At 48.8% G+C, this 21,908-nt stretch carries 16 protein-coding genes and 2 pseudogenes; 1 reads left to right on the top strand and 17 read right to left on the bottom strand.

The annotated features are described in order from the left end of the window. Window positions 1-179: 179 nt before the first annotated feature. The 12 genes and pseudogenes from meaB to DRW41_RS19755 form a co-directional block, all read right to left on the bottom strand. Window positions 180-1,223, bottom strand: a complete 1,044-nt coding sequence (gene meaB / locus DRW41_RS19805; RefSeq protein WP_115453760.1) for a methylmalonyl Co-A mutase-associated GTPase MeaB — start codon at window positions 1,221-1,223, stop codon at window positions 180-182. Next, window positions 1,223-3,418, bottom strand: a complete 2,196-nt coding sequence (gene scpA / locus DRW41_RS19800; protein ID WP_115453759.1) for a methylmalonyl-CoA mutase — start codon at window positions 3,416-3,418, stop codon at window positions 1,223-1,225. Before scpA ends, meaB begins: the two co-directional genes overlap by 1 nt. After that, window positions 3,411-5,222, bottom strand: coding sequence for a methylmalonyl-CoA mutase family protein (locus DRW41_RS19795; RefSeq protein WP_115453777.1), 1,812 nt, complete (start codon window positions 5,220-5,222; stop codon window positions 3,411-3,413). Before DRW41_RS19795 ends, scpA begins: the two co-directional genes overlap by 8 nt. A 196-nt stretch (window positions 5,223-5,418) precedes the next feature. Further along, window positions 5,419-6,375: pseudogene (locus DRW41_RS19790) on the bottom strand (dihydrolipoamide acetyltransferase family protein); the annotation flags it as partial. 183 nt (window positions 6,376-6,558) lie between these two features. Then, window positions 6,559-6,708, bottom strand: a pseudogene (locus tag DRW41_RS23900) (biotin/lipoyl-containing protein); the annotation flags it as partial. 59 nt (window positions 6,709-6,767) lie between these two features. Next, window positions 6,768-7,751, bottom strand: coding sequence for an alpha-ketoacid dehydrogenase subunit beta (locus tag DRW41_RS19785; protein ID WP_115453757.1), 984 nt, complete (start codon window positions 7,749-7,751; stop codon window positions 6,768-6,770). Beyond that, complete coding sequence (locus tag DRW41_RS19780; RefSeq protein ID WP_115453756.1) at window positions 7,752-8,759, bottom strand: thiamine pyrophosphate-dependent dehydrogenase E1 component subunit alpha; 1,008 nt, start codon at window positions 8,757-8,759, stop codon at window positions 7,752-7,754. Between the two features lie 70 nt (window positions 8,760-8,829). Then, window positions 8,830-10,251: a dihydrolipoyl dehydrogenase gene (gene lpdA / locus DRW41_RS19775; protein ID WP_115453755.1), complete on the bottom strand. Its 1,422-nt coding sequence runs from the start codon at window positions 10,249-10,251 to the stop codon at window positions 8,830-8,832. 15 nt (window positions 10,252-10,266) lie between these two features. Continuing rightward, window positions 10,267-11,379: a butyrate kinase gene (gene buk / locus DRW41_RS19770; RefSeq protein WP_115453754.1), complete on the bottom strand. Its 1,113-nt coding sequence runs from the start codon at window positions 11,377-11,379 to the stop codon at window positions 10,267-10,269. 80 nt (window positions 11,380-11,459) lie between these two features. Beyond that, window positions 11,460-12,554 carry a branched-chain amino acid dehydrogenase gene (gene bcd, locus DRW41_RS19765; protein ID WP_115453753.1) on the bottom strand — a complete coding sequence of 365 codons (1,095 nt, stop codon included), beginning with the start codon at window positions 12,552-12,554 and terminating at the stop codon, window positions 11,460-11,462. A 19-nt stretch (window positions 12,555-12,573) separates the two neighbouring features. Beyond that, window positions 12,574-13,470: a phosphate butyryltransferase gene (gene yqiS / locus DRW41_RS19760; RefSeq protein WP_115453752.1), complete on the bottom strand. Its 897-nt coding sequence runs from the start codon at window positions 13,468-13,470 to the stop codon at window positions 12,574-12,576. A 222-nt stretch (window positions 13,471-13,692) separates the two neighbouring features. After that, a complete protein-coding gene (locus tag DRW41_RS19755) occupies window positions 13,693-15,759 on the bottom strand; it encodes a sigma-54 interaction domain-containing protein (protein WP_439330888.1) in 2,067 nt (688 codons plus the stop codon). A gap of 178 nt (window positions 15,760-15,937) precedes the next feature. Here DRW41_RS19755 and DRW41_RS19750 point away from each other — a divergent pair, with 178 nt between their 5' ends. Further along, window positions 15,938-16,174, top strand: a complete 237-nt coding sequence (locus DRW41_RS19750; RefSeq protein WP_115453750.1) for a DUF2627 domain-containing protein — start codon at window positions 15,938-15,940, stop codon at window positions 16,172-16,174. Between the two features lie 93 nt (window positions 16,175-16,267). On the opposite strand, the gene spo0A is transcribed toward DRW41_RS19750, so the two are convergent. The 5 genes from spo0A to DRW41_RS19725 all read right to left on the bottom strand — a co-directional run bounded on the left by spo0A (window position 16,268) and on the right by DRW41_RS19725 (window position 21,908). Beyond that, the gene (spo0A, locus tag DRW41_RS19745) at window positions 16,268-17,056 is read right to left on the bottom strand and encodes a sporulation transcription factor Spo0A (protein WP_115453749.1); all 789 of its coding nucleotides are present in this window, start codon (window positions 17,054-17,056) and stop codon (window positions 16,268-16,270) included. Window positions 17,057-17,340: 284 nt separating this feature from the next. After that, window positions 17,341-18,630: a SpoIVB peptidase gene (spoIVB, locus tag DRW41_RS19740; RefSeq protein WP_115453748.1), complete on the bottom strand. Its 1,290-nt coding sequence runs from the start codon at window positions 18,628-18,630 to the stop codon at window positions 17,341-17,343. Between the two features lie 123 nt (window positions 18,631-18,753). Then, window positions 18,754-20,442, bottom strand: coding sequence for a DNA repair protein RecN (gene recN / locus DRW41_RS19735; RefSeq protein ID WP_115453747.1), 1,689 nt, complete (start codon window positions 20,440-20,442; stop codon window positions 18,754-18,756). Between the two features lie 15 nt (window positions 20,443-20,457). Next, window positions 20,458-20,907, bottom strand: a complete 450-nt coding sequence (gene ahrC, locus DRW41_RS19730) for a transcriptional regulator AhrC/ArgR (protein ID WP_115453746.1) — start codon at window positions 20,905-20,907, stop codon at window positions 20,458-20,460. A gap of 155 nt (window positions 20,908-21,062) precedes the next feature. Next, complete coding sequence (locus DRW41_RS19725; protein WP_115453745.1) at window positions 21,063-21,908, bottom strand: TlyA family RNA methyltransferase; 846 nt, start codon at window positions 21,906-21,908, stop codon at window positions 21,063-21,065.

Below are 21,908 nucleotides of genomic sequence, written 5' to 3'. Positions count from 1 at the left end.
GAACGTTTTGTTAACATTTTCTGCCGGCTAAAAATCCATACACACTTGAAAATTCCCTTAAAACCTAACAAAAAGAAGCGGGTACCACGCCCCGCTTCCCAATGCAGTTTAATCTAATTGAAAACTTGCTTATGTTATTCTTCAAATTGTACACTTGTTGACCAAATTGCTTTTGGGTTCTACTCTCCCCGCCTATAAAACACCTCAAAAAGCTGTTCTGCGGCGCTTGCTGCGGTCTTTCTCCCACCCAGGATATCGCTCTCCAGCGCGGGCAACAGTTGCCTAACACTTTCGTTTTGATAAAAACTGTAGTGGAGCTGGTCGGAGATGACCGTGTGGAACCAGTCAAGCATTTGCGACCTACGCCTTTCCGCAAACACACCGGACAGTTCTGCCGCCTCCTTGAATTCGCCGATTACCGACCAAATTTCCGGTATTCCTTTATGGGTCAAAGCCGAGCATGCAAGCGCCCGGGTGTTCCAGCCAGGAGTCGCCGCTTGCAGGAAATGGAGGATTCGCTTGTATTCCATTCGCGTCTGTTCCGCGAGATGCTCGTTCGTCCCGTCAGCCTTGTTCACCACGATGGCATCAGCAAGCTCCAAAATGCCTTTTTTCATGCCTTGCAGCTCGTCGCCAGCGCCGGTAAGGACAAGGAGCATGAAAAAATCGACCATTCCCCTGACAGCCGTTTCACTTTGACCTACCCCGACCGTTTCTACGAGGATGACATCGAACCCAGCCGCCTCGCATAACAGCATCGACTCCCTCGTTTTCCGATGGACCCCGCCTAGCTTTCCGCCTGAAGGAGAGGGCCGGATGAAGGCGTTCGGTTCGCGCGACAGATTTTCCATCCTCGTTTTGTCGCCAAGGATGCTGCCGCCGCTCACCGTTGAACTTGGGTCGACGGCAAGGACGGCAACTTTATGGCCTAGCCCGCAAAGATAGGAACCGAATGCTTCTATAATTGTGCTTTTGCCCGCTCCGGGAACACCGGTAATGCCGATTCGGACCGAGTTGCCGCTATGAGGGAGCAATTTTTGCAAAAGCGCCTGGGCTTCCTTGAAGTGATGGCCCGCATTGCTTTCCACAAGCGTGATGCCGCGGGCCAATGCGCTTCTTTCCCCGGCAAGGATTCCGCTGGCGAGGCTTTCTATCGATAGCGAGGAACCGACTTTTTTACGGAACACTTTCCCGCCATCCCCTTTTCCAAAATCCTTACCCATCAATGCTCTACTTCCTCGTATCCGAGTGATTCGTAAATCGACTTGATCACTTTTTGGGCGGCGACCGGGATGACGGTGCCCGGCCCGAAGATGGCAGCGGCGCCGTGGTCATATAAATACGCATAATCCTGAGCCGGAATTACCCCGCCGACAACGACGAGAATGTCCGGCCTGCCAAGTTTCCTAAGTTCCTCGACAAGCTGCGGCAGAAGGGTTTTATGTCCGGCTGCAAGGGAACTGAAGCCGACCACATGGACATCGTTTTCAACCGCCTGCATCGCGGTTTCGGCAGGGGTTTGGAACAGCGGACCGATGTCCACGTCAAAACCAAGGTCGGCGAAAGCGGTCGAAATGACCTTCGCGCCTCGGTCATGGCCATCCTGGCCCATTTTCGCGATTAGAATCCTTGGCCTTCTTCCTTCATTTTCAAGGAATCCATCGGCCATTTCCTTGACCCTGGCGATCTCTTCTTCATTTGAAAATGCGGAGCTGTAAATCCCGCTAACGGAACGGATGGCTGCGCGATGGCGGCCGGCCGCTTTTTCAATCGAATCCGATATCTCACCTAGGCTGGCCCTCGCCCTCGCAGCTTCAACAGCAAATTCAAGCAGGTTGCCTTTGCCAGAACGAGCAGCCTCCTCAAGGGCGGTTAGTGCTGCTTCGACAGCCCTCACATCCCGGTCCGCTTTTAATTGATTCAATCTCTCAATCTGCTTGTTCCGGACAGCCGTGTTGTCGATATCGAGGATTTCCAGCGGCTCTTCCTGGTCAAGCCTGTATTTGTTGACACCGACGATTGTTTCCTTGCCGGAATCGATTTGGGCCTGCCTTCTTGCGGCTGCCTCTTCGATTTTCATTTTCGGCAGGCCGGTCTCAATCGCTTTTGCCATGCCGCCAAGCGCTTCCACCTCGTCAATATGGGCGGTTGCCCGCTTGATCAATTCAGCTGTCAGTGCTTCAACATAGTAGGAACCGCCCCACGGATCAATGACTTTTGTAATCTCGGTTTCCTCCTGCAGGAAAAGCTGCGTATTGCGGGCGATCCGCGCCGAAAAGTCTGTCGGCAGCGCGATCGCTTCATCAAGGGCGTTCGTGTGCAGCGACTGTGTATGCCCCATTGCCGCGGCATGGGCCTCAAGGAAAGTCCGCATTACATTATTGAAGGGATCCTGCTCGGTCAGGCTCCAGCCGGACGTTTGCGAATGAGTCCTGAGCGCCAGTGATTTTTCATTCTTCGGATTGAATTCCTTCATCATTTTTGCCCAGATGAAGCGTGCCGCCCTCATCTTCGCGACTTCCATGAAATAATTCATGCCGATTCCCCAGAAAAAACTGAGCCTTGGGGCGAACGAGTCAATATCAATGCCGGCCTTCAAACCGGTCCTGACATATTCAAGCCCGTCCGCGAGCGTATAGGCGAGTTCAATATCAGCCGGCGCTCCCGCTTCTTGCATATGATAGCCGGAAATTGAAATCGAATTGAATTTCGGCATGTGCCTGGATGTATAGGCAAAGATATCCGCGATAATCTTCATCGACATCTCTGGCGGATAAATATACGTGTTCCGGACCATGTATTCTTTTAAAATATCATTCTGGATTGTCCCTGAAAGCTGCTCCCTGCTTACCCCCTGTTCCTCAGCCGTTACAATGTAGAATGCGAGAACAGGCAGGACGGCCCCGTTCATCGTCATCGATACGGACATTTGGTCTAGCGGAATCCCGTTGAAGAGGATTTTCATATCGAGGACGGAATCAATCGCAACCCCGGCCTTGCCGACATCGCCGACAACTCGCGGATGGTCGGAATCATAGCCGCGGTGGGTCGCGAGGTCAAATGCTACAGACAGCCCTTTTTGCCCCATCGCCAGATTTCTTCTGTAAAAGGCGTTGCTTTCTTCAGCCGTTGAAAAACCTGCATACTGGCGCACGGTCCACGGCCTGTTCACATACATGGTTGGATATGGCCCTCGTGTAAAAGGCGGCAGACCCGGCTTTCCATCGAGGTGTTCGAGTCCGTTAAGATCGTCTTCTGTATATACGGGCTTCAGGCCGATTGCTTCATTCGTTTCAAACAGAAGGCGGTCGATTTGTTCCCCAGCAAGCTTTTCAACCTTAGCCTTCCATTCTTCTTTTCTGGTAGGGCGGTCTGTCCCGAATAGGTCCACCGTTTGAAAATCAGGCTTTTTAGTCATTAGCTGCAGCCTCCATTTCAGCAATCACATTCGCCAAAAAGTCATGGCAATTGCTTTTTATATGGATAAAATCAGTTAGGCCCGCCTCAAGCCATTCGTCTTTTTCCCCAGGCTGCCCGGCAAGGTAAAACAAAATCCCCGGGTGGCGCCTCTTCAATTCTGTTAAAATCCCAAGTCCATCTTCCTTATAACGCTCATCCGTGGAGCAAAAGCAATAACGGGGGAACCCTGTTTCGGCTATAAACTCTTCTGCATCATCCAGGGACACGACCACCCCGCTCCGGCCCGCCCTTATGCCGCCTGGGGCCACGAAGCCTTCCACAAAGTCCGCGCGCGCCTTGCTTTCTTTCAGACTTCCGAGGCAAATGAGGCCCACTGAAGCCTTTTGCCCTGATTTTTCAAGCGCGGCTGTTTTCAGGCGCAGTTCCTCAAAGGGAATTGATAGCCGCGTTCCCCGGATTCCATGTTCCCAAACATCCCTTTGCTCTGGGATTGCCTTCGCAGTTTCGGCAAGATTCGCATATACGTTCGTGCCGACGATGCTTTGCTTTCTCGTTTTTGCGTCCGACATCCTTTGGTCAAGCGTGGCCCCAATTTCCTTTTTGAGCCATCCTGTCGCCAGCACTGCATGCATGCCTCCGAGCGAGTCTATTTTTACAAAAAGCTCCCAAGCCTTTTCAGCCAATTGCTCGGTCAGTTCTTCAACATACCATGACCCTCCAGCGGGATCGGCAACTTTATCGAGATAGGCTTCTTCCTGAAGAATGAGCTGGATATTCCTTGCTATCCGTTCAGAAAGGGGAGTTGCACCCTCGAGCGAATCGAACGGCTCAACATGTAGATACTGGACGCCGCCAAGCACCGCGGCAAACGCTTCATTCCCGGCGCGAAGAAGATTCACATGCGGGTCATACAGCGTTTTTGTAAACTGGGAAGTTTGTGCTGCGATAACCATGCCGCGGACGGGTTCAACAGCTCCATAAAGTTCTCCGATTCTATCCCAGATAATCCTCGCTGCCCGGAACTTCGCGATTTCCATGAAGAAATTCGCGCCTGTTGCGAAAGAGAAGACGATTTTTGTAAAAATCGAATCAATATCCATGCCCGCCTCAAGGAGCCTTTCAATATAAAAAACACCCGAAGCCGCCGCTGCTGCCAGTTCCTGGACGGCATTCGCCCCTCCGTTATGATAAACACCCGCATCAACCAGAACCGTCCTAAGATTCGTATGCTTCACGGCTGCCCCCGTAATGGTTTCCGCATAATCTCCTAAGTCGAGAGGTTTGTCTCCGTTCCTTATCGCGAATTCGGCCAACGGGTCAAACCCGATATATCCAGTTAAACCGGCAGTTCGATCAGCTTCATCCAAAGCCGAGAGAAAGGCTGCTTGGCCGCTTCCGGCATCGATCGCGTACGGATGGTTCTCCGAAAATCCGTAAGATGCGATGGCCGCATCCCGCTCAAACCCCTCCTTCATTTTAAAAGAAATCGAGGTCTGCCCTTTTGAAAAGGCATCCTTGAGCTTACGCGATAATTCGTCGGCGGAATCCCAGGAAATTTGCTGTGCAATATGCCATTTCCTGTCCCTGTAACCAGGCGGATTGATCCCCCGCCTAAAATCGGGGCTCCCGGGATAGCCGGCATTTACACAATCCTCACGTGTGTAAAGCGGTTTCAAAATTATCGATTCATATGTACGGCTGTTCAACGTATCGGTTGATTTGCCTTTTAAGGCTTGTTCAGCTTTATTTTTCCAATCAGCCATGGTTGTTTCGGAAAAGCGATAAGCCATGATTTTGTCCATCCCCATACTCTTTGCCCCCGCACGCGGAGACATTCCCCCCTTTCGCTTCCGTTCCTAAATTAAAAAATCCGCTGCTTTTATTGTATTATAGCGTCTATATTGAGGCAACGCGGAACCCGTCTCCGCTTTACGCAAAAACGAATGGCAAGCCCAGTTGAAAACCCGCCTCCAACCGGAAGCGGGCTTGCAATTTTCCTTAATAAACGGACGTATTCGACTTTGAGGTATTTTCGATAATCTCCTTGACCCGCTGCAGGAACCTTCCGCAAATAAGGCCGTCCAGCACACGGTGGTCGAGCGACATGCACAGGTTCACCATATCCCTTACGGCAATCATGCCGTTATTCATCACAACAGGGCGTTTGACAATCGATTCTACCTGAAGGATTGCAGCCTGTGGATAGTTGATGATTCCCATGGACTGCACCGAACCGAATGAGCCTGTGTTGTTGACCGTGAAGGTGCCTCCCTGCATTTCATCCATTGTCAGCTTGCCGCCCCGGGCTTTTCCGGCCAGCTCGGTTATTTCACGGGCGATGCCTTTGATCGTCTTTTCATCAGCATGCTTGATGACAGGGACGAAAAGCGCATCCTCTGTCGCTACCGCGATTGAAATATTGATATCCTTCTTTTGGAGGATCTTGTCTCCTGCCCACATTGAATTGATTTGCGGGAATTCCTTCAGCGCCTGGGCGACTGCTTTTACGAAAAACGCGAAGAATGTAAGGTTGAAACCTTCCTTCTTTTTAAAATCATCCTTAATGGAGTTGCGGTATTCAACCAGGCCGGTCGCATCAACCTCAACCATCGTCCAGGCGTGCGGTGCCTCATGCTTGCTTCTCAGCATATTGGCCGCGATTGCTTTCCTTACCCCAGTTACAGGTATTTCGATATCGCCAGGCATGGAAGGAACGATTACCGGCGCTGCCGCGGCTGGCTTAGATTCCTGAATGGCTTGCCCGGAAACCTGAGCAGCAGGCGTCTGGCTGCTAAGCGGTTCGGCTTTTTGGTCACCCGCTGCCGGAATATTTCCGGATTCGATCAATTTCAAAAGATCCTTGCGTGTAATTCGCCCGCCAGCACCGGTACCCTTCACCTGGCCGAGGTCGATTCCATGTTCCTGCGATAGCTTCAGGACGGCTGGTGAATAGCGCGGTCTGTTTCCGTTTTGTTCACCCGATACAGACTCAGCAGCTTGCTCGGCTTTATCCACAGCAATATTTGCTGAAGCTGCCGGAGCAGATGCGGTGGTAGCTTCTTCCGCGCCGCCGACTTCAATTGTACAGATAGTCTCGCCTACCGCGAGGGTGTCGCCCTCCCCGGCAACCAATTCCTTTATTGTCCCTTCAAAAGAAGACGGGATTTCGGCATTTACTTTATCTGTCATGACCTCTGCAAGCGGATCATATTTATTGACTTTGTCACCGGGAGATACAAGCCATTTGCTTATCGTGCCTTCTGTTACACTTTCTCCCAGCTGCGGCATTTTAATTTGTTCAACTGCCAAGTGAGGTCACTCCTTCAAACATATTCAGGAACCCGGAATTAAAATTCAGCGAGCTCCCGCATGGCTTTTTCAACCTTTTCAGGATTGATCATAAAGAACTTCTCCATAGTCGGGGAATAAGGCATCGCTGGAACATCCGGACCCGCCAGCCTTTTGATCGGCGCATCGAGATCGAATAGGCAATGTTCCGCAATAATCGCCGACACTTCGCTCATAATGCTGCCTTCCTTATTGTCTTCTGTGACAAGGAGGACTTTTCCGGTTTTGGAGGCAGCCTCAATGATAGCCTCTTTATCAAGCGGATAAACCGTCCTCAAATCGAGGATATGGGCAGAGATGCCATCCTTCGCAAGTTTTTCGGCTGCCTGGAGGGCGAAATGGACGCATAGGCCGTACGTAATGACGGTAATGTCTTCCCCTTCCCTCTTAACATCCGCCTTGCCGATTGGCAACGTGTAATCGTCTTCCGGAACCTCGCCTTTTATGAGGCGATATGCCCGTTTATGTTCAAAAAACAAAACCGGATCCTCGTCGCGGATCGCCGCCTTCAACAGACCCTTCACATCATAAGGGGTGGATGGCATGACGATTTTCAAGCCGGGCTGGTTCGCAAACACCGCTTCTACCGATTGCGAATGGTACAAGGCGCCGTGGACTCCGCCGCCATATGGCGCGCGAATGACAATCGGGCAGCTCCAGTCATTATTGGATCGGTACCGGATCCTGGCAGCCTCTGAAATAATCTGGTTGACAGCGGGCATGATGAAATCCGCGAATTGCATCTCGGCAATCGGGCGCATGCCATACATCGCCGCTCCAATGCCAACACCGGCAATTGCAGATTCAGCTAAAGGCGTATCAATGACGCGTTCCTCGCCGAACTTTTCATACAATCCGTGAGTCGCCTTAAAGACGCCGCCTTTGCGTCCGACGTCCTCGCCCAGGACGAATACCCTTGGATCCCTTTCCATCTCTTCACGTATCGCCATTGTGACTGCATCAATATAAGAAATTACCGCCATTTATGCATCCCCCTGACTTTCCGCATAGACATATTTAAGCGCGTCTTCCGGATTTGCATATGGCGCATTCTCGGCATATTCCGTCGCTTCATTTACTTGTTTCATAATCCGGTCGTTGATTTTCTTTTCCACTTCATCATCCATGACGCCAGTTTCTTTTAGGTAGGCGCCGAATGTAATAATCGGGTCCTTTGTCTTTGCGTCGGCAACTTCATCCGGGGCGCGGTAGACCCTGTCATCATCATCCGATGAATGGGCCGTTAGCCGGTACGTAATGGTTTCGACAAGCGTTGGCCCTTCGCCGCGGCGGGCGCGGTCAGCAGCTTCTTTAACAACCTTGTAAACCTCGAGCGGGTCGTTTCCATCCACTGTAATCCCCGGCATGCCGTAGCCAATCGCCCTATCGGATACATTTTCGCAGGCCAGCTGCTTTTCAATCGGCACGGAAATGGCATATTTGTTGTTTTCGCACATAAAAATGACAGGCAGTTTATGGACGCCAGCGAAATTCGCGCCTTCGTGGAAATCTCCCTGGTTGGATGAACCTTCGCCGAAAGTTACAAAAGTTAAAAAGTCCTTCTTTTCCATTTTGCCGGCGAGCGCTATCCCTACCGCATGCGGCACCTGGGTTGTAACCGGGGATGAGCCGGTCACGATGCGGTTTTTCTTTTGCCCGAAGTGGCCCGGCATTTGGCGTCCGCCTGAGTTAGGGTCTTCCGCTTTCGCGAATCCCGAAAGCATCAATTCCGTCGGCGTCATCCCAAATGTGAGGACAACCCCCATATCCCTGTAGTAAGGGAGGACATAATCCTTCTCCCTGTCCAGTGCGAATGCTGCGCCAACCTGCGCGGCCTCCTGCCCCTGGCACGAAATTACAAATGGTATTTTTCCCGAACGGTTCAAGAGCCACATCCGTTCGTCCAAGCGCCTGGACATAAGCATTGTTTCGTACATTTCCAGTACTTTTTCGTCGCTTAGTCCCAATGAATGGTGGCGATTTTCTGCCATGAACACATACCTCCCAAATATTAGAATTAAGCAAGAAGCAAACGAGCCATCCCGTTTCCAAGAATGGAATTTAGGAATGGAGCGCCCTTCCATCGACTGCTAGAGCGGCTTCCCCAATAGCCTCCGACAGTGTTGGGTGCGGATGGATTGTGTGGGCGATTTCCCATGGGGTCGCATCCAGCACCTTTGCAAGCCCGGCTTCGGAAATCATATCCGTCACATGCGGGCCGATCATATGGACGCCAAGCAGGTCGTTTGTTTCTTCGTCGGCGACGATTTTGACGAAGCCGTCCGACTCCCCGAAAACAAGCGCCTTGCCGATTGCCCTAAACGAGAATTTTCCAGTCTTTACTTTGTGGCCTAGTTCCTTCGCCTCCGCTTCGGTCAAGCCGACGCTGGCTGCTTCGGGGTGGCTGTAAATGCATTTTGAAACCATTGTGTAATCAATCGGCTGCGGGTCTTTTCCCGCGATATGCTCCACGGCGACAATTCCCTCGTGGGAAGCCACATGGGCGAGCTGAAGCCCTCCGATTACATCCCCAACAGCATAGATATGGGATTCTTTCGTTTGGAAAAATTCATTTGTTTTAATGAAGCCTTTTTCAATTTCAATTTCCGTGTTTTCAAGGCCGATGCCTTCGATATTCGCCTGCCGGCCTACGGATACAAGGAGTTTATCGGCCTTGTATTCCTTGACAGCATCCTTCACTTCGGCGGAAATTGTGACGCCTTCACCTGTTGCAAGCGTGTCAGGCAGCACCTTCGCTCCGGTAACAATCTTGACTCCCCGTTTTTTCATGAGGCGCTGCATTTCCTTTGATACGTCATGGTCCTCGGTCGGAATGATCCGCGGAGCGTATTCGAGCACAGTCACTTCAACCCCGAAATCGCAAAGCATGGAGGCCCACTCAATACCGATAACCCCTCCGCCTACGATGATAATGGAAGAAGGCAGGGATTCCATTTTAAGCGCCTCGTCCGAGGAAAGGACAAATTCCCCGTCGATTTCAAGGCCTGGCAAAGAACGGGGCCTTGACCCGGTAGCGACAACAACATTTTTCGGTATGAGCATTTCATTATCCGAACCATCATTCATTTCGACCGATATCGTTCCCGGCATCGGTGAGAAGATGGATGGGCCGAGAATTCTTCCCGTACCTTCATAAACATCGATCTTCCCCTGTTTCATGAGGTGCTGGACCCCTTTATGCAGCTGGGATACAATTGATTCCTTGCGTTCTTGGACTTTGCCGAAATCAAAGGTAACATCCGAAGCGAATACGCCAAATTGCTCGCTTTTTTTAGCCGTGGCATAAACCTCGGCGCTCCTAAGCAGGGCTTTGGAAGGGATGCAGCCGTTATGGAGGCACGTCCCTCCGAGCTTTCCTTTTTCAACAATCGCTGTCTTTAGGCCTAATTGCGAGGCGCGGATAGCGGCCACATAGCCTCCGGTGCCCCCGCCTAGAATGACCAAATCATATTCCTGAGCCATTGGTTTTGCCCCCTGTTAAATAGTTGCTGTATGAACTTTTCCCGGATTCGGGTAGACTTTGGCTTCCTCTTCGCCCCGAAGGACGCGCAGCGCGCCTTCAGCTAGGGCCTGGAGTTCATTTTCTCCTGGTTGGACTATTACATCCGAAATCCAGTTGATCCGTTCAGTTATCGACTTAACAAATGATTTTCCATATGCGAGCCCGCCTGTCAGGATGATCGCATCGACCTTCCCCGCAAGGACCGCGCTGGCGGCCCCGATTTCCTTGGCGACCTGGTAAGCCATCGCTTCATACACAAGCTTCGCTTTCCCGTTTCCTTTTTCTATCATTTTTTCAACCTGAACGGCGTCGCTTGTTCCAAGGTAGCCGATTAGCCCTCCCTGTCCGACAAGCTTTTTCATTATTTCATCCCGGAAGTATTCTCCCGAAAAACACAAGCTGACAAGGTCGCCAACCGGAACTGTGCCCGCGCGTTCCGGGCTGAATGGTCCATCTCCGTGCAGCCCGTTGTTCACATCGATGACCCTGCCGCCCTTATGTGCGCCAACCGTTATGCCTCCGCCCATATGGACAACGATTAAATTAAGGTCGAAATAGCTTTTGCCCAGTTCCTTTGCCACCCTTCTAGCCACGGCTTTCTGGTTAAGGGCATGAAAGATGCTCTTTCTCTCTATTAACGAAAATCCGGAAACCCTTGCGAGATTCTCCAGTTCATCTACGACGACAGGATCGACGATAAATGCCGGGATATTCAGCCCCATCGCTATCTCATGGGCGATGATTCCGCCAAGATTGGAGGCATGCTGGCCGGAATAGCCGTTTCTCAAGTCTTCAAGCATCGCGCTATTGACCGAATATGTACCGCCTTCGATAGGGCGAAGCAATCCGCCTCGCCCGCAGACGGCGCTTAATTTTGATAAATTGATCCCTTCATTATCAAGCGTTTCCAGAATCGTCTCTTTGCGGAATGCATATTGATCGATGATGCTCTCAAAGGAAGTAATTGTTTCAGATTCATGGCGAATCGTCTTTTCGAGTACCGGCCGCTCATTATCAAAGATGCCGATTTTCGTGGATGTTGAGCCTGGATTGATTACCAGGATCCGATAGTCTTTGTTTTGCTCCATTGAGGACCTCCAGAAAAGCTGGTAAAGTGAAACTTCCATCGGCGGCGTTTTTTCCGCTGATGGTTTAGTTTGAACGGCCGTTAACGCCTGCTCAGGATATGGTGGCCGTTTTGAAGGAATTGGCTTCGGGAATTGCGCATTCTTTCAATCCGCTCCTCCGCCATCCTGTCCGCTGCCTTGTAGGTAGGAATTCCATCGCGCTTTGCGATTTCAATGACTTTTTCGATGTTGGAATAAATCGTTTCAATTTTTTTCATAGCCCGCTCATGGTTATAGCCATAAAGTTCGTCAGCTACATTGATAACGCCGCCTGCATTGATGACATAATCCGGAGCATATATAATACCCAGTTCATGGATTAAGTCCCCATGGCGTGTATCCTTCAGCTGGTTATTCGCCGATCCCGCAATCACCTTTGCCTTTAATTGCGGAATTGTCTCATCATTTATGACAGCACCGAGCGCACATGGGGCGTAAATGTCACAATCGACTCCGTAAATTTCATCCGGTTCCACAGCCTTCGCCCCGAACTCTTCAACAGCCCTTTGAACTGCTTCTTTATTTATATCGGTAACAATCAACCTGGCACCTTCTTCATAAAGGTGGCGGCAAAGATTGTAGGCCACATTCCCCACTCCCTGGATGGCAACTGTTTTTCCCTCAAGGGAATCCGAACCATAAGCTTCCTTGGCGGCAGCCTTCATTCCCCTGAATACTCCATAAGCAGTAGCTGGGGATGGATTTCCCGAAGATCCGAACGCAGGGGAAATTCCAGTGACATAGTCTGTTTCTTCATGGATTAAATCCATATCGGCAACAGTCGTGCCGACATCTTCAGCAGTTATGTAACGGCCATTCAAGCCCTGGACATACCTTCCGAAAGCACGGAACAATTCCTCATTCTTATCTTTACGCGGATCGCCTATGATGACAGTTTTCCCGCCGCCAAGGTTTAAACCAGCCGCCGCATTTTTATATGTCATTCCACGAGCGAGGCGGAGGGCATCCTCAATTGCCGCTTCTTCTGATTCATATGTCCACATTCTTGTCCCGCCAAGAGCCGGACCAAGAGTCGTGTCATGGATGGCAATAATCGCTTTTAACCCGGATTGCTTATCCTGGCAGAAAACTACCTGTTCGTAATCATACTGTTCCAAATATTTAAAGAGTTCCATTTCAATTTCCTCCCTAATCTCAATTTTGTGCAGGCACAGAGCATAGTGCCAGAGCGAGTGAGTAAAGCTTGCTTTCAGAAGAATCGGACCTTGAAGTAAGGATAATGGGCGCTTTCGCACCGCAGATGACCGCACCGACTCTTGCTTTCGCAAAATACACAAGTGACTTATAAAGGACATTTCCCGTTTCGATTGTCGGAACGAGAAGAATATCCGCTTTACCAGCGACATCACCTGAAATTCCTTTGTGCTCCGCGGCAAGCAAGGACACCGCATTGTCAAGCGCAAGAGGCCCGTCCACGGTGCAGCCGCTGATTTGACCCCGCCTGTTCATAGCCGACAACGAAGCTGCATCCAAAGTCGCCTGCATGGCGGGATTCACTGTTTCAACCGCGCACAAGGGCGCTACCTTTGGATTTTTAATCCCGAGCGAATTCGCCAATTCCACCGCATTTTTTATAATCCCGGCTTTTTGTTCCAAATCGGGGGCAATGTTCATTCCCGCGTCAGTAACAAAAATCAGCCTGTCATATCCATCAATTTCAAAGGCTGCTGTATGAGACAGGATTTTTCCTGTCCTAAGGCCGAATTCCTTGTTCAGGACCGCCTTTAAAAGAGCGGAGGTCTGAACGTTCCCTTTCATTAAAACATTCGCACGTCCGCTGCTTACCGCCTTTACTGCTTCTTCCGCGGCTTTTTGCGGATTTGGGCTGTGTATGATACTGATTGAACTATCCGGCGGAGGGGCAATCATGGATTCAATCTGGCCACGGTCCCCGTACAGAAGGAAATTTGCCAAATTACGTTTTGTGGCCATGCAAACTGCATCAAGTACTTCGTGATCCCCCGCTGCAGCAACTGCCACTGTTTTTTTGCCGTTTTCTGCCGCTCTGCCGATTAACGCTTCAAGAAACATTATGTGCAATCATCCCCTTTAATGGGTAACTCATTCCCGTTATCCTAACATGCAAGTTCCATGCCAAATTGTAGCTTACCACAATAGAAGCACGAAAATCTTATACGATGCCGTTAAAAAAGAGAATATCAGTTGGCTAAAATATTCCCCGAAATAACCGCACTGCTCTACATGCCAGTTTTCCTTGCAAAAAAGTGCAGTGCATGCAAATTATTGCATGCTTTAATTTTCAAGTTTGTATTTTTCAAGCTTATAATACAAATTTCTGATCGACAGTCCAAGCAGCTTTGCGGCTTTCGTTTTATTCCCTTTTGTCCGTTCCATCGTCCGGATAATAATTTCCGCTTCATAACGATCCATCAGGTCTGCAAGGGATGATGATTCAATTTCATCTTCAGGAACCCCAATGCATTCCTGGCGCACTGCTTCCTTGTTTTTCAGCTCGGGCAGATGTTTTCCTTCTATAATCGTTTCATTGTATCCCATATAAATAATCGCCCTGCCAAGGATATTTTCGAGCTCCCGGACATTTCCAGGCCAGCCGTATTCCTGTAGGCGAAGAATCGCGGCATCTGTTACCCCTTCCACATTTCTTCCATAATCCTGGTTGATTTTTTGGATCAGCCTTTCACACAAAAGCGGTATTTCTTCTTTTCGATTCCTTAAAGGGGGAATATGGATAGGCAGCCGGTTGATTCTGTAGTATAGATCCTCCCGGAAAGTACCTGACGCAATCCCTTTTTCCAGATTGACATTCGTGGCGGCGATAATTCTAACATTGATTGGCACCGGCTTTGTCCCGCCAACCCGTATAATTTCCCTTTCCTGCAGGACACGCAGCAGCTTGGCCTGCGTATTCACGGACAGTTCGCCAATCTCATCAAGAAAAATGCTTCCGTTGTTTGCCTCTTCGAACAGCCCTCGTTTCCCGCCCCTTTTCGCCCCGGAAAAAGCCCCTTCTTCATAACCAAACAGTTCGCTTTCCAAAAGGGTTTCCGACAAGGCGGCGCAATTGACCCTCACAAACTTATTGAAGCGCCGGTCGCTCGCATTGTGGATGGCGTGGGCGAATAATTCTTTTCCTGTGCCGGATTCCCCCCTCAGCAGGACGGTTGCCGGCGTTTTAGCGGCAAGTTTGGCCTGTTCAATTGCAAGGAGCATCTCTTCGGATTGCCCGATAATATCCTCAAAGGAATATTTTGCTTCGAGCGTCCGGATAATTTGACGGGCCCTCGTTAATTCCCTGTTCAAGGATTTGATCTCGGACATATCATGGATAACGCCAACGCTCCCCTTTAGCTTTCCCTCAACAATGATAGGTGCCACATTTACAATGACTTCCTTTTTATTCGGACCAACACGCATCGGGACACCGCGCACTGGTCTTCGGGTTGTCAACACCCTCATATGCATGCTTTCCCCTTCGGAAATATCGGCTGTGGCCGGCTGGCCGATTACCTGTTCCCTGCTTAGGCCCGTTATCCGGTTATATGCGGGGTTTACAAGAATTCCACGCCCTTCTTCATCGACAACCGATATCGCGTCATCGCTGGATTGGATAATCGCTTCAAGCATCGTCTGAATTTCCTTTAAATTCGTAATTTCCTCAGCAAGGCGGACAACTTCCGAAATATCTTTGAATACAGCAAAAGCCCCGATCAGCACTCCGCTTCCATCTATAATCGGAATTCTCGTTGTAATAATTTTCACGCCGTTTTCGAGGACCATCTCCTGGTTTGCTTCTATCCTCCGGGTTTCCATCACGATGGGCAGCCTGCTCGAAGGAATAACCTCCCATATATGTTTCCCGGCTGCTTTTTTATGGGTGTAATTGACCATTTCGGACGCGCGCCTGTTGAGAAGGGTAACAATCCCGTCCCTATTAATGACAACCATTCCATCGTCCGTCGAGTTAAAAATTAAATCATGTTTATACGATTCATTTTTAAGGCGCTCAATCAAGTCTTCTTTTTCTTCCATCAAGGTGGAAATTAAAAAAGCAACGCTTCCCGGAACAAGAATTGACTCTCGGCCTGCCGCTTCCCTCAATTCCGGAAAAACTTCCGGGTTCCCCGTAACCTCGAAAATGATATCAATTTTTTTATCCAGGAACGCTCTCCAATCAGTTCCAGTTGGAATCCCCGCCTCTTGCGCAAGTACAATTCCCGGAGCGTCTTCGTACCTGTCAATGACAGCCTTGACATCAAGCACTTCCGCTTCCTTCAGCATTTTAAGGATGGCGGTTCCGCCCTTGCCCGCACCAATAATCATTGCATTTGGCAACCCCATGCCCCCTTCATGAATGGTTTACCGCTTTCCCGGCAAATAATTTCATGTTTCGTTAAAAGTGCATGCAACCTTTTTCATTATAATTGTAGCTTTTCTCATGGTTCTTGACAAATCTGGTTCTTGGACTATGATTTTTCTGAGGCACAATTTTATAGAAGTGCGGGGAAGGAATGTTGGCATGAAGCGTATAGCAGCCCTCGTTGTAATGCTTATTCCCGGGTTTTTGGCAGCCTATGGAATAAAACTAATGCGCGATATGGTGTTCGGGAGATTGCAGCCGCCGTTTTCCCATCTGTGGCTCCAATTTCTTTTAGGATTTATTTTATTTATCCTGGGGCTTGGATTCGTTGCCGGGTTTATCCTTTATCGGGATCGAAAACGAAATAAGGTTCAGGAAAGGTTCAAAAAAAAATAGGAAAGGGAGCTCCCTTTCCTATTTTTTCGTAAAAATCCCCCTTCACGAATTGTGAAGAGGGATGAACAAACATACCATCAGGCCGGTGCCTTGCTATGAAGCCTTGTGCTCAAGGCGCAATTTGTCAGCGACCATCGCAATGAATTCCGAATTTGTTGGCTTTGCTTTCGACATGCTGACCGTATAACCGAACAATGACGAAATGGAATCGATGTTTCCCCTGCTCCAGGCCACTTCGATTGCATGTCGGATGGCCCGTTCCACCCTGCTGGCGGTCGTGTTGTATTTTTTCGCAATATCCGGATACAGGACTTTTGTGATGGAACCAAGGAGTTCAATATCATTGTATACCATGGAAATTGCCTCACGGAGATAAAGGTACCCCTTAATATGGGCCGGGACCCCGATTTCATGGATGATGGATGTAATGCTGGCGTCAAGGTTTTTCGGCTTTTGGTCGGAATTGCTTCGGAATCCGGAAGTATGCCCTTTTCGCGTTATACTTGTTTTTCCATTGACGGTACGGATGTGGTTTCCTAACATTTCCATATCAAACGGCTTTAGGATAAAATAGGATGCCCCTAATTCAACCGCTTTCTTCGTAACATCTTCCTGGCCAAAAGCGGTCAGCATAATAACATTCGGCATCGGTCCGTTTTTCGATTCGCGCATCCTTTCCAAAACCGCAAGCCCGTCGAGATGGGGCATAATAATATCCAATACAAGAACATCGGGATTCACTTCTTCAAGCATTTCAAGGCACTCTTGGCCGTTATGGGCAATCCCGGCGACCTCCATGTCTTCTTGAGAAGATATGTACTCATCTAGAAGACCTACCAATTCCCTATTATCATCCACCACACAAACTTTGATTTTTTTCACTCCCAGTTACCTCCTTGGATTCCATAAAAGATTCATGTTCGGTATAACCTATTTTCTATTCTAAATGACAAATTCGACAATGCAACAGGAAATCCTGCGAACCAATAAAATTTTCTTAAAAAACCCACGAAAAAAGGTAATTTCTTTATTTTTCTCCGTTTTTCGACCATTTTCGGGTTTCTTTTCAAACTTGTCGAAAAATCTTTATTTATTGTATATCCTGTTAGGCTCACCCTAAACAAAAAGGCCCCTTAAAAAGGGCCAGATTGTGTTCCGGAACCATATCAGCTTGCTTTTGATTCCGGCTTTTGATATATATCAATTCCCGCTTCCGTTAGCATCCATTCAATATGGACGCCATAGCCCGATGTCGGGTCGTTTACAAATACATGGGTGACTGCCCCGACGATCTTCCCAGACTGGATGATTGGGCTTCCGCTCATCCCTTGGACAATTCCACCTGTTTTAGCCAAGAGTCTTGGATCCGTCACTTTAATGACCATCCCCTTTGTAGCCGGGAACTTCTGCGGGATTGTGCTGACGATTTCAATATTGAACATCTCCACTTTATCGTTATCCACGACCGTCAAGATTTTGGCAGGTCCTTCTTTGACCTGATGGGATAATGCGATAGGAAGCGGTTTATCCAAAATGTCGTTTTCGATATCACGGTTTAACTTCCCAAATATGCCAAATGGGCTGTTTTTGTTTATATTTCCAATTATTTCTTTGTCGTCTGAAAATCTTGCAAGTTTTTCGCCTGGATTGCCGTTGCTTCCTTTTTCAATGGCTGTTACAGTTGACCTGACAATCTGCCCGTCCTCAACGACAATCGGCTTTTTCGTATCCATATCTGATATGACATGGCCAAGCGCCCCGTATTTTTTTGAATCTGGATGATAGAACGTCATTGTACCAATTCCGGCAGCTGAGTCTCGGATGTAAAGCCCAAGTTTATAATTGGATGCCCCTTTTTCCCTAAGAGGCAAGAGTTCGGCCTTAAACTTTCCCTTTTCCCTGGAAATCAGGATGTTCAAGGGCTTTCCGTTCTTCCCCGCCTCCTGGACGAAAGGAGAGACATCGGACATTTTTTCAATTTTCTGCCCGTTAATTTCAGTAATGATATCGCCAACTTTTATCCCTGACAATTCTCCAGGAGATTTTCTGCCTTTTTCTGTCTCAACTTGATGATGGCCGACCACTAGGACGCCAACTGTATTTAATTTAACTCCAATTGACTGCCCTCCTGGATAAACCCTGAACCCTTTCAAAACATTCACATCGACCTTTTTAATTGGAAAACCCGCCAGGTCGAGGATTACTTCACTTTTTCCCGATTCCTTTGCCGACACGGAGACAAGGTGATCGGTCTGATTAAGCACAATCGTTTCAGGGCTCGCCGCCACTGCAGCGAACACGGCGGAAGCCTTTCCAAAAGAAACCTTCTCACCCTGGAAAACGGTAATTTGCCTTGGAATTTCTAAATACATCTGAAATGGCTTCCAGCTTGCTAAAGCGATGATTGAAACAAGGAGAATTCCACCGATTATTTTTCTCAGCATTTTTTTATTCAAATACCTCACTCTCCTCGCTTCGGTTGCTGTCCTGTAAAAATGGCTACAGTTATAATTTTGCCGGGTTGCGAAGCATTTATAACCCACAGGCAAATAAAAAAGCTACCCATACTGGATAGCATTTCATGTATTTTTGATTTTCGCGGCGAGAACCAGCAACTCTTTCGCATGTTCCTTCGTTAAATCGGTTATTTCGACCCCTGATATCATCCGGCCAATCTCTGCAACTTTTTCCACTTCGTTCAAAGGGACGACGGTTGTTTTCGTCCTTCCGCCTTTTGTTACCTTCGAAATGAGCAGATGGGTATCCGCCATCGCCGCCACCTGCGGAAGGTGGGAGATGCAGAGAACCTGCGAGCCGGCTGCGACACGGGAGATTTTTTCAGCTATTGCCTGGGCCACCCTTCCGCTTACACCAGTATCAACCTCATCGAATATAATTGAAGTCACTCCCTGATGTTTCGAGAAAATGCTCTTAAGGGCAAGCATAATACGCGACAATTCACCGCCGGACGCAACCTTGGAAAGCGGTTTTAACGGCTCGCCCGGGTTTGTCGAAATGAAAAATTCCACTTTGTCCGCGCCCATCCTCGTATAATGTGGACCTTCCTCTAAGAAACGGATTTCAAATACAGTTTTGGCCATGTATAGGTCCTTCAATTCCTTATGGATCAGTTTTTCCAGTTTTTCGGCCCACTTTTTCCTAACAGATGTTAATTCGGAAGCCTCTTTTGAAAGCTGTTTTTTAAATTCGGAAAGTTGCTTTTCAAGATTCCCGATATGGGTTTCTTTATTTTGGAGCGCATCAATTTCAGCATGTATTTTTTCCGCATATAAGAGGATTTCAGGGATGGTTTTCCCATATTTCCGCTTCAATTGATTGATTTCTGTCAGCCGGGCCTCGATTTCATTCAGTCTTTCCGGGTCATATTCAAGGATATCCAATTTGTTTCGGAGATTTGATGCGGCATCTTCCAGCATGTAATAGCTGTTCGATATCGCTTCGAACGTTTCTTTGTAGTCCGGGTCAAGGGCTGCGGCGCCTTCAAGCATACCCATTGCCTCGCCTGCCCAGTCGAGCGCGCGGGAGTCTCCCTTAAGCGCGTTATAACTTGATTGGACAGATTCGAATATTTTTTCGAAATTGACGAGCCTCTGTTTCTCTTCAGCCAGTTCTTCGTCTTCAGCCTTTTTAAGGTTTGCGTTGCTGATTTCCTCGTATTGGAATTGAATCAAATCCAGCCTATGGGCCATTTGCTGCTCATTTTCACTGAGCCTGCGGAGTTTGCCTATCGTTTCCTCATATTCCCCGAAAACACGCTGGTATGATTTGAGGACATGCTGGATGCCATTATTGCCGAATTGGTCGAGCAATGACAAGTGAAGGGCTTCATTCATAAGTTCCTGGTGTTCATGCTGCCCATGTATGTCGACGAGGGTCCCTCCAATTTCCCTTAAAACAGATAATGTTACAAGCTTCCCATTAACCCTGCACACACTTTTCCCGTTCTGGTTAATATCCCGCCGCAGGACGACCATCGAATCTTCCATATCAATACCATACTCGGCCGTTTTCGAAAAACATGGGTGTTTTGTGTCATCGAGAAGGAACAGCCCTTCAATCTCCGCTTTATCCTCTCCGTGGCGGACAAATTCCGACGAACCCCTGCCGCCAACAAGTAGATGGATCGCATCAATGATAATCGATTTCCCAGCGCCGGTTTCCCCGGTCAAAACAGTCAGGCCCTTTGAGAAAGAAACTGAAAGGGCCTCGATAATCGCAAAATTCTTTATGGATAGTTCCGTTAACAAGTAGCATTCCCCCACCTAAAGCATTTCAAGGAACCTGTCTGTAATGATATCGGTATCTTCGGGGGTCCTGCAAATGATTAAAATTGTATCATCTCCGCAGATTGTCCCGAGAATATCGTCCCAATCGAGATTATCAATCAGAACACCTATCGACATCGCATTTCCCGGAAGTGTTTTCATGACGAGCAAATGGCCGGCCGAATCAATCCTAACGAACGCATCCATGAGGGCGCGTTTCAATTTTTGGAGCGGATTGAAGCGCTGATCGGCGGGAAGGCTGTATTTATACCTACCATCCAACAGAGGCACCTTGACAAGATGGAGTTCTTTAATATCCCGGGAAACGGTTGCCTGGGTAACGTTCACCCCTTGGCTTTTCAGTTCATCAACAAGCTCATCCTGGGTTTCGATATCATTATTTGCAATGATTTCCCTGATTTTAATATGGCGTTGGCCTTTGTTCATTTTTATCACTCCATTAGGCGATCAAAACATAAGCGTCATCTTAAAAAAATTGTCGGTTCTACACATATGTTAGCCGATTTCAGCTTCCTTGTACAATGATTCTTTACCAAAAACGTAAACTTGCCGCAAAGGAAAAGAAAAGGATAAGCGATTGCCTATCCTTCTTCTTCCCTGTGTTTAGTTTTCAGGTCAGCGTGGGCCGCTTTGACGACTTCTTCCGGAGTGACGGCAAGAAGGTTTTTTCCTCCCATACCTTCCCCTTCCCATCTTAGGTGGAGGAGAAATTCGATATTTCCGTCTCCTCCTGTAATCGGGGACCATGAAAGGCTGGCCGCATTGAAACCCGAATCCAGGGCAAGCCGGATTGTTTTATCGAGCACCGCGATATGGACCTTTTCATCCCGTACAATCCCCTTTTTCCCCACCTGGTCCCGCCCGGCCTCGAATTGGGGTTTTACAAGCGCAATCACATCACTTGATGGTACCAGCAATGTCGCTAGCACCGGCAGGATAAGGGAAAGGGAAATGAATGATACATCGATGGTCGCGAAATCAGGCATCCCTTCTTTAAGGTCGGCGGGAGTGACGTAGCGGAAATTCGTCCGCTCCATCACAACAACCCGTTCATCCTGGCGGAGCTTCCAGGCAAGCTGATTATAGCCGACATCCAGCGCATAGGACATTTTGGCGCCATTCTGGAGCGCGCAATCCGTGAAGCCTCCGGTCGAAGAACCGATATCCAGCATCGTTTTGCCTGTTACATCAACATTGAAAACCCGCAGGGCTTTTTCTAGCTTCAGCCCGCCCCTGCTTACATAAGGAAGGACGTTCCCTTTGATGGCCAACGGCGAATCGATGCTTATTTTTTCACCGGGTTTATCAAGCCGTTGTTCGTTTGTATACACAAGGCCCGCCATAATAGCGCGCTTCGCTTTTTCGCGTGTCTCCGCAAGTCCTCTTTCGACAAGCAGGACATCAAGCCGTTCTTTTTTCGCTTTCAT

This window comes from Neobacillus piezotolerans, from assembly GCF_003362805.1.
In the GTDB taxonomy this organism is placed as follows: domain Bacteria; phylum Bacillota; class Bacilli; order Bacillales; family Cytobacillaceae; genus Bacillus_D; species Bacillus_D piezotolerans.
The sequence above is the reverse complement of the archived record's forward strand: the minus strand, read 5'-3'. Positions and strand labels throughout refer to the sequence as shown.

Excerpts from the sequence above, each read along its gene's own strand:
- DRW41_RS19780 (WP_115453756.1), bottom strand. The coding sequence starts at position 8,759 with ATGGCAGAAAATCGCCACCATTCATTGGGACTAAGCGACGAAAAAGTA.
- buk (WP_115453754.1), bottom strand. The coding sequence starts at position 11,379 with ATGGAGCAAAACAAAGACTATCGGATCCTGGTAATCAATCCAGGCTCA.
- DRW41_RS19755 (WP_439330888.1), bottom strand. The coding sequence starts at position 15,759 with ATGGGGTTGCCAAATGCAATGATTATTGGTGCGGGCAAGGGCGGAACC.
- DRW41_RS19795 (WP_115453777.1), bottom strand. The coding sequence starts at position 5,222 with ATGGACAAAATCATGGCTTATCGCTTTTCCGAAACAACCATGGCTGAT.
- DRW41_RS19725 (WP_115453745.1), bottom strand. The coding sequence starts at position 21,908 with ATGAAAGCGAAAAAAGAACGGCTTGATGTCCTGCTTGTCGAAAGAGGA.
- ahrC (WP_115453746.1), bottom strand. The coding sequence starts at position 20,907 with ATGAACAAAGGCCAACGCCATATTAAAATCAGGGAAATCATTGCAAAT.
- lpdA (WP_115453755.1), bottom strand. The coding sequence starts at position 10,251 with ATGGCTCAGGAATATGATTTGGTCATTCTAGGCGGGGGCACCGGAGGC.
- meaB (WP_115453760.1), bottom strand. The coding sequence starts at position 1,223 with ATGGGTAAGGATTTTGGAAAAGGGGATGGCGGGAAAGTGTTCCGTAAA.
- yqiS (WP_115453752.1), bottom strand. The coding sequence starts at position 13,470 with ATGTTTCTTGAAGCGTTAATCGGCAGAGCGGCAGAAAACGGCAAAAAA.
- scpA (WP_115453759.1), bottom strand. The coding sequence starts at position 3,418 with ATGACTAAAAAGCCTGATTTTCAAACGGTGGACCTATTCGGGACAGAC.
- DRW41_RS19785 (WP_115453757.1), bottom strand. The coding sequence starts at position 7,751 with ATGGCGGTAATTTCTTATATTGATGCAGTCACAATGGCGATACGTGAA.
- bcd (WP_115453753.1), bottom strand. The coding sequence starts at position 12,554 with ATGGAACTCTTTAAATATTTGGAACAGTATGATTACGAACAGGTAGTT.
- DRW41_RS19750 (WP_115453750.1), top strand. The coding sequence starts at position 15,938 with ATGAAGCGTATAGCAGCCCTCGTTGTAATGCTTATTCCCGGGTTTTTG.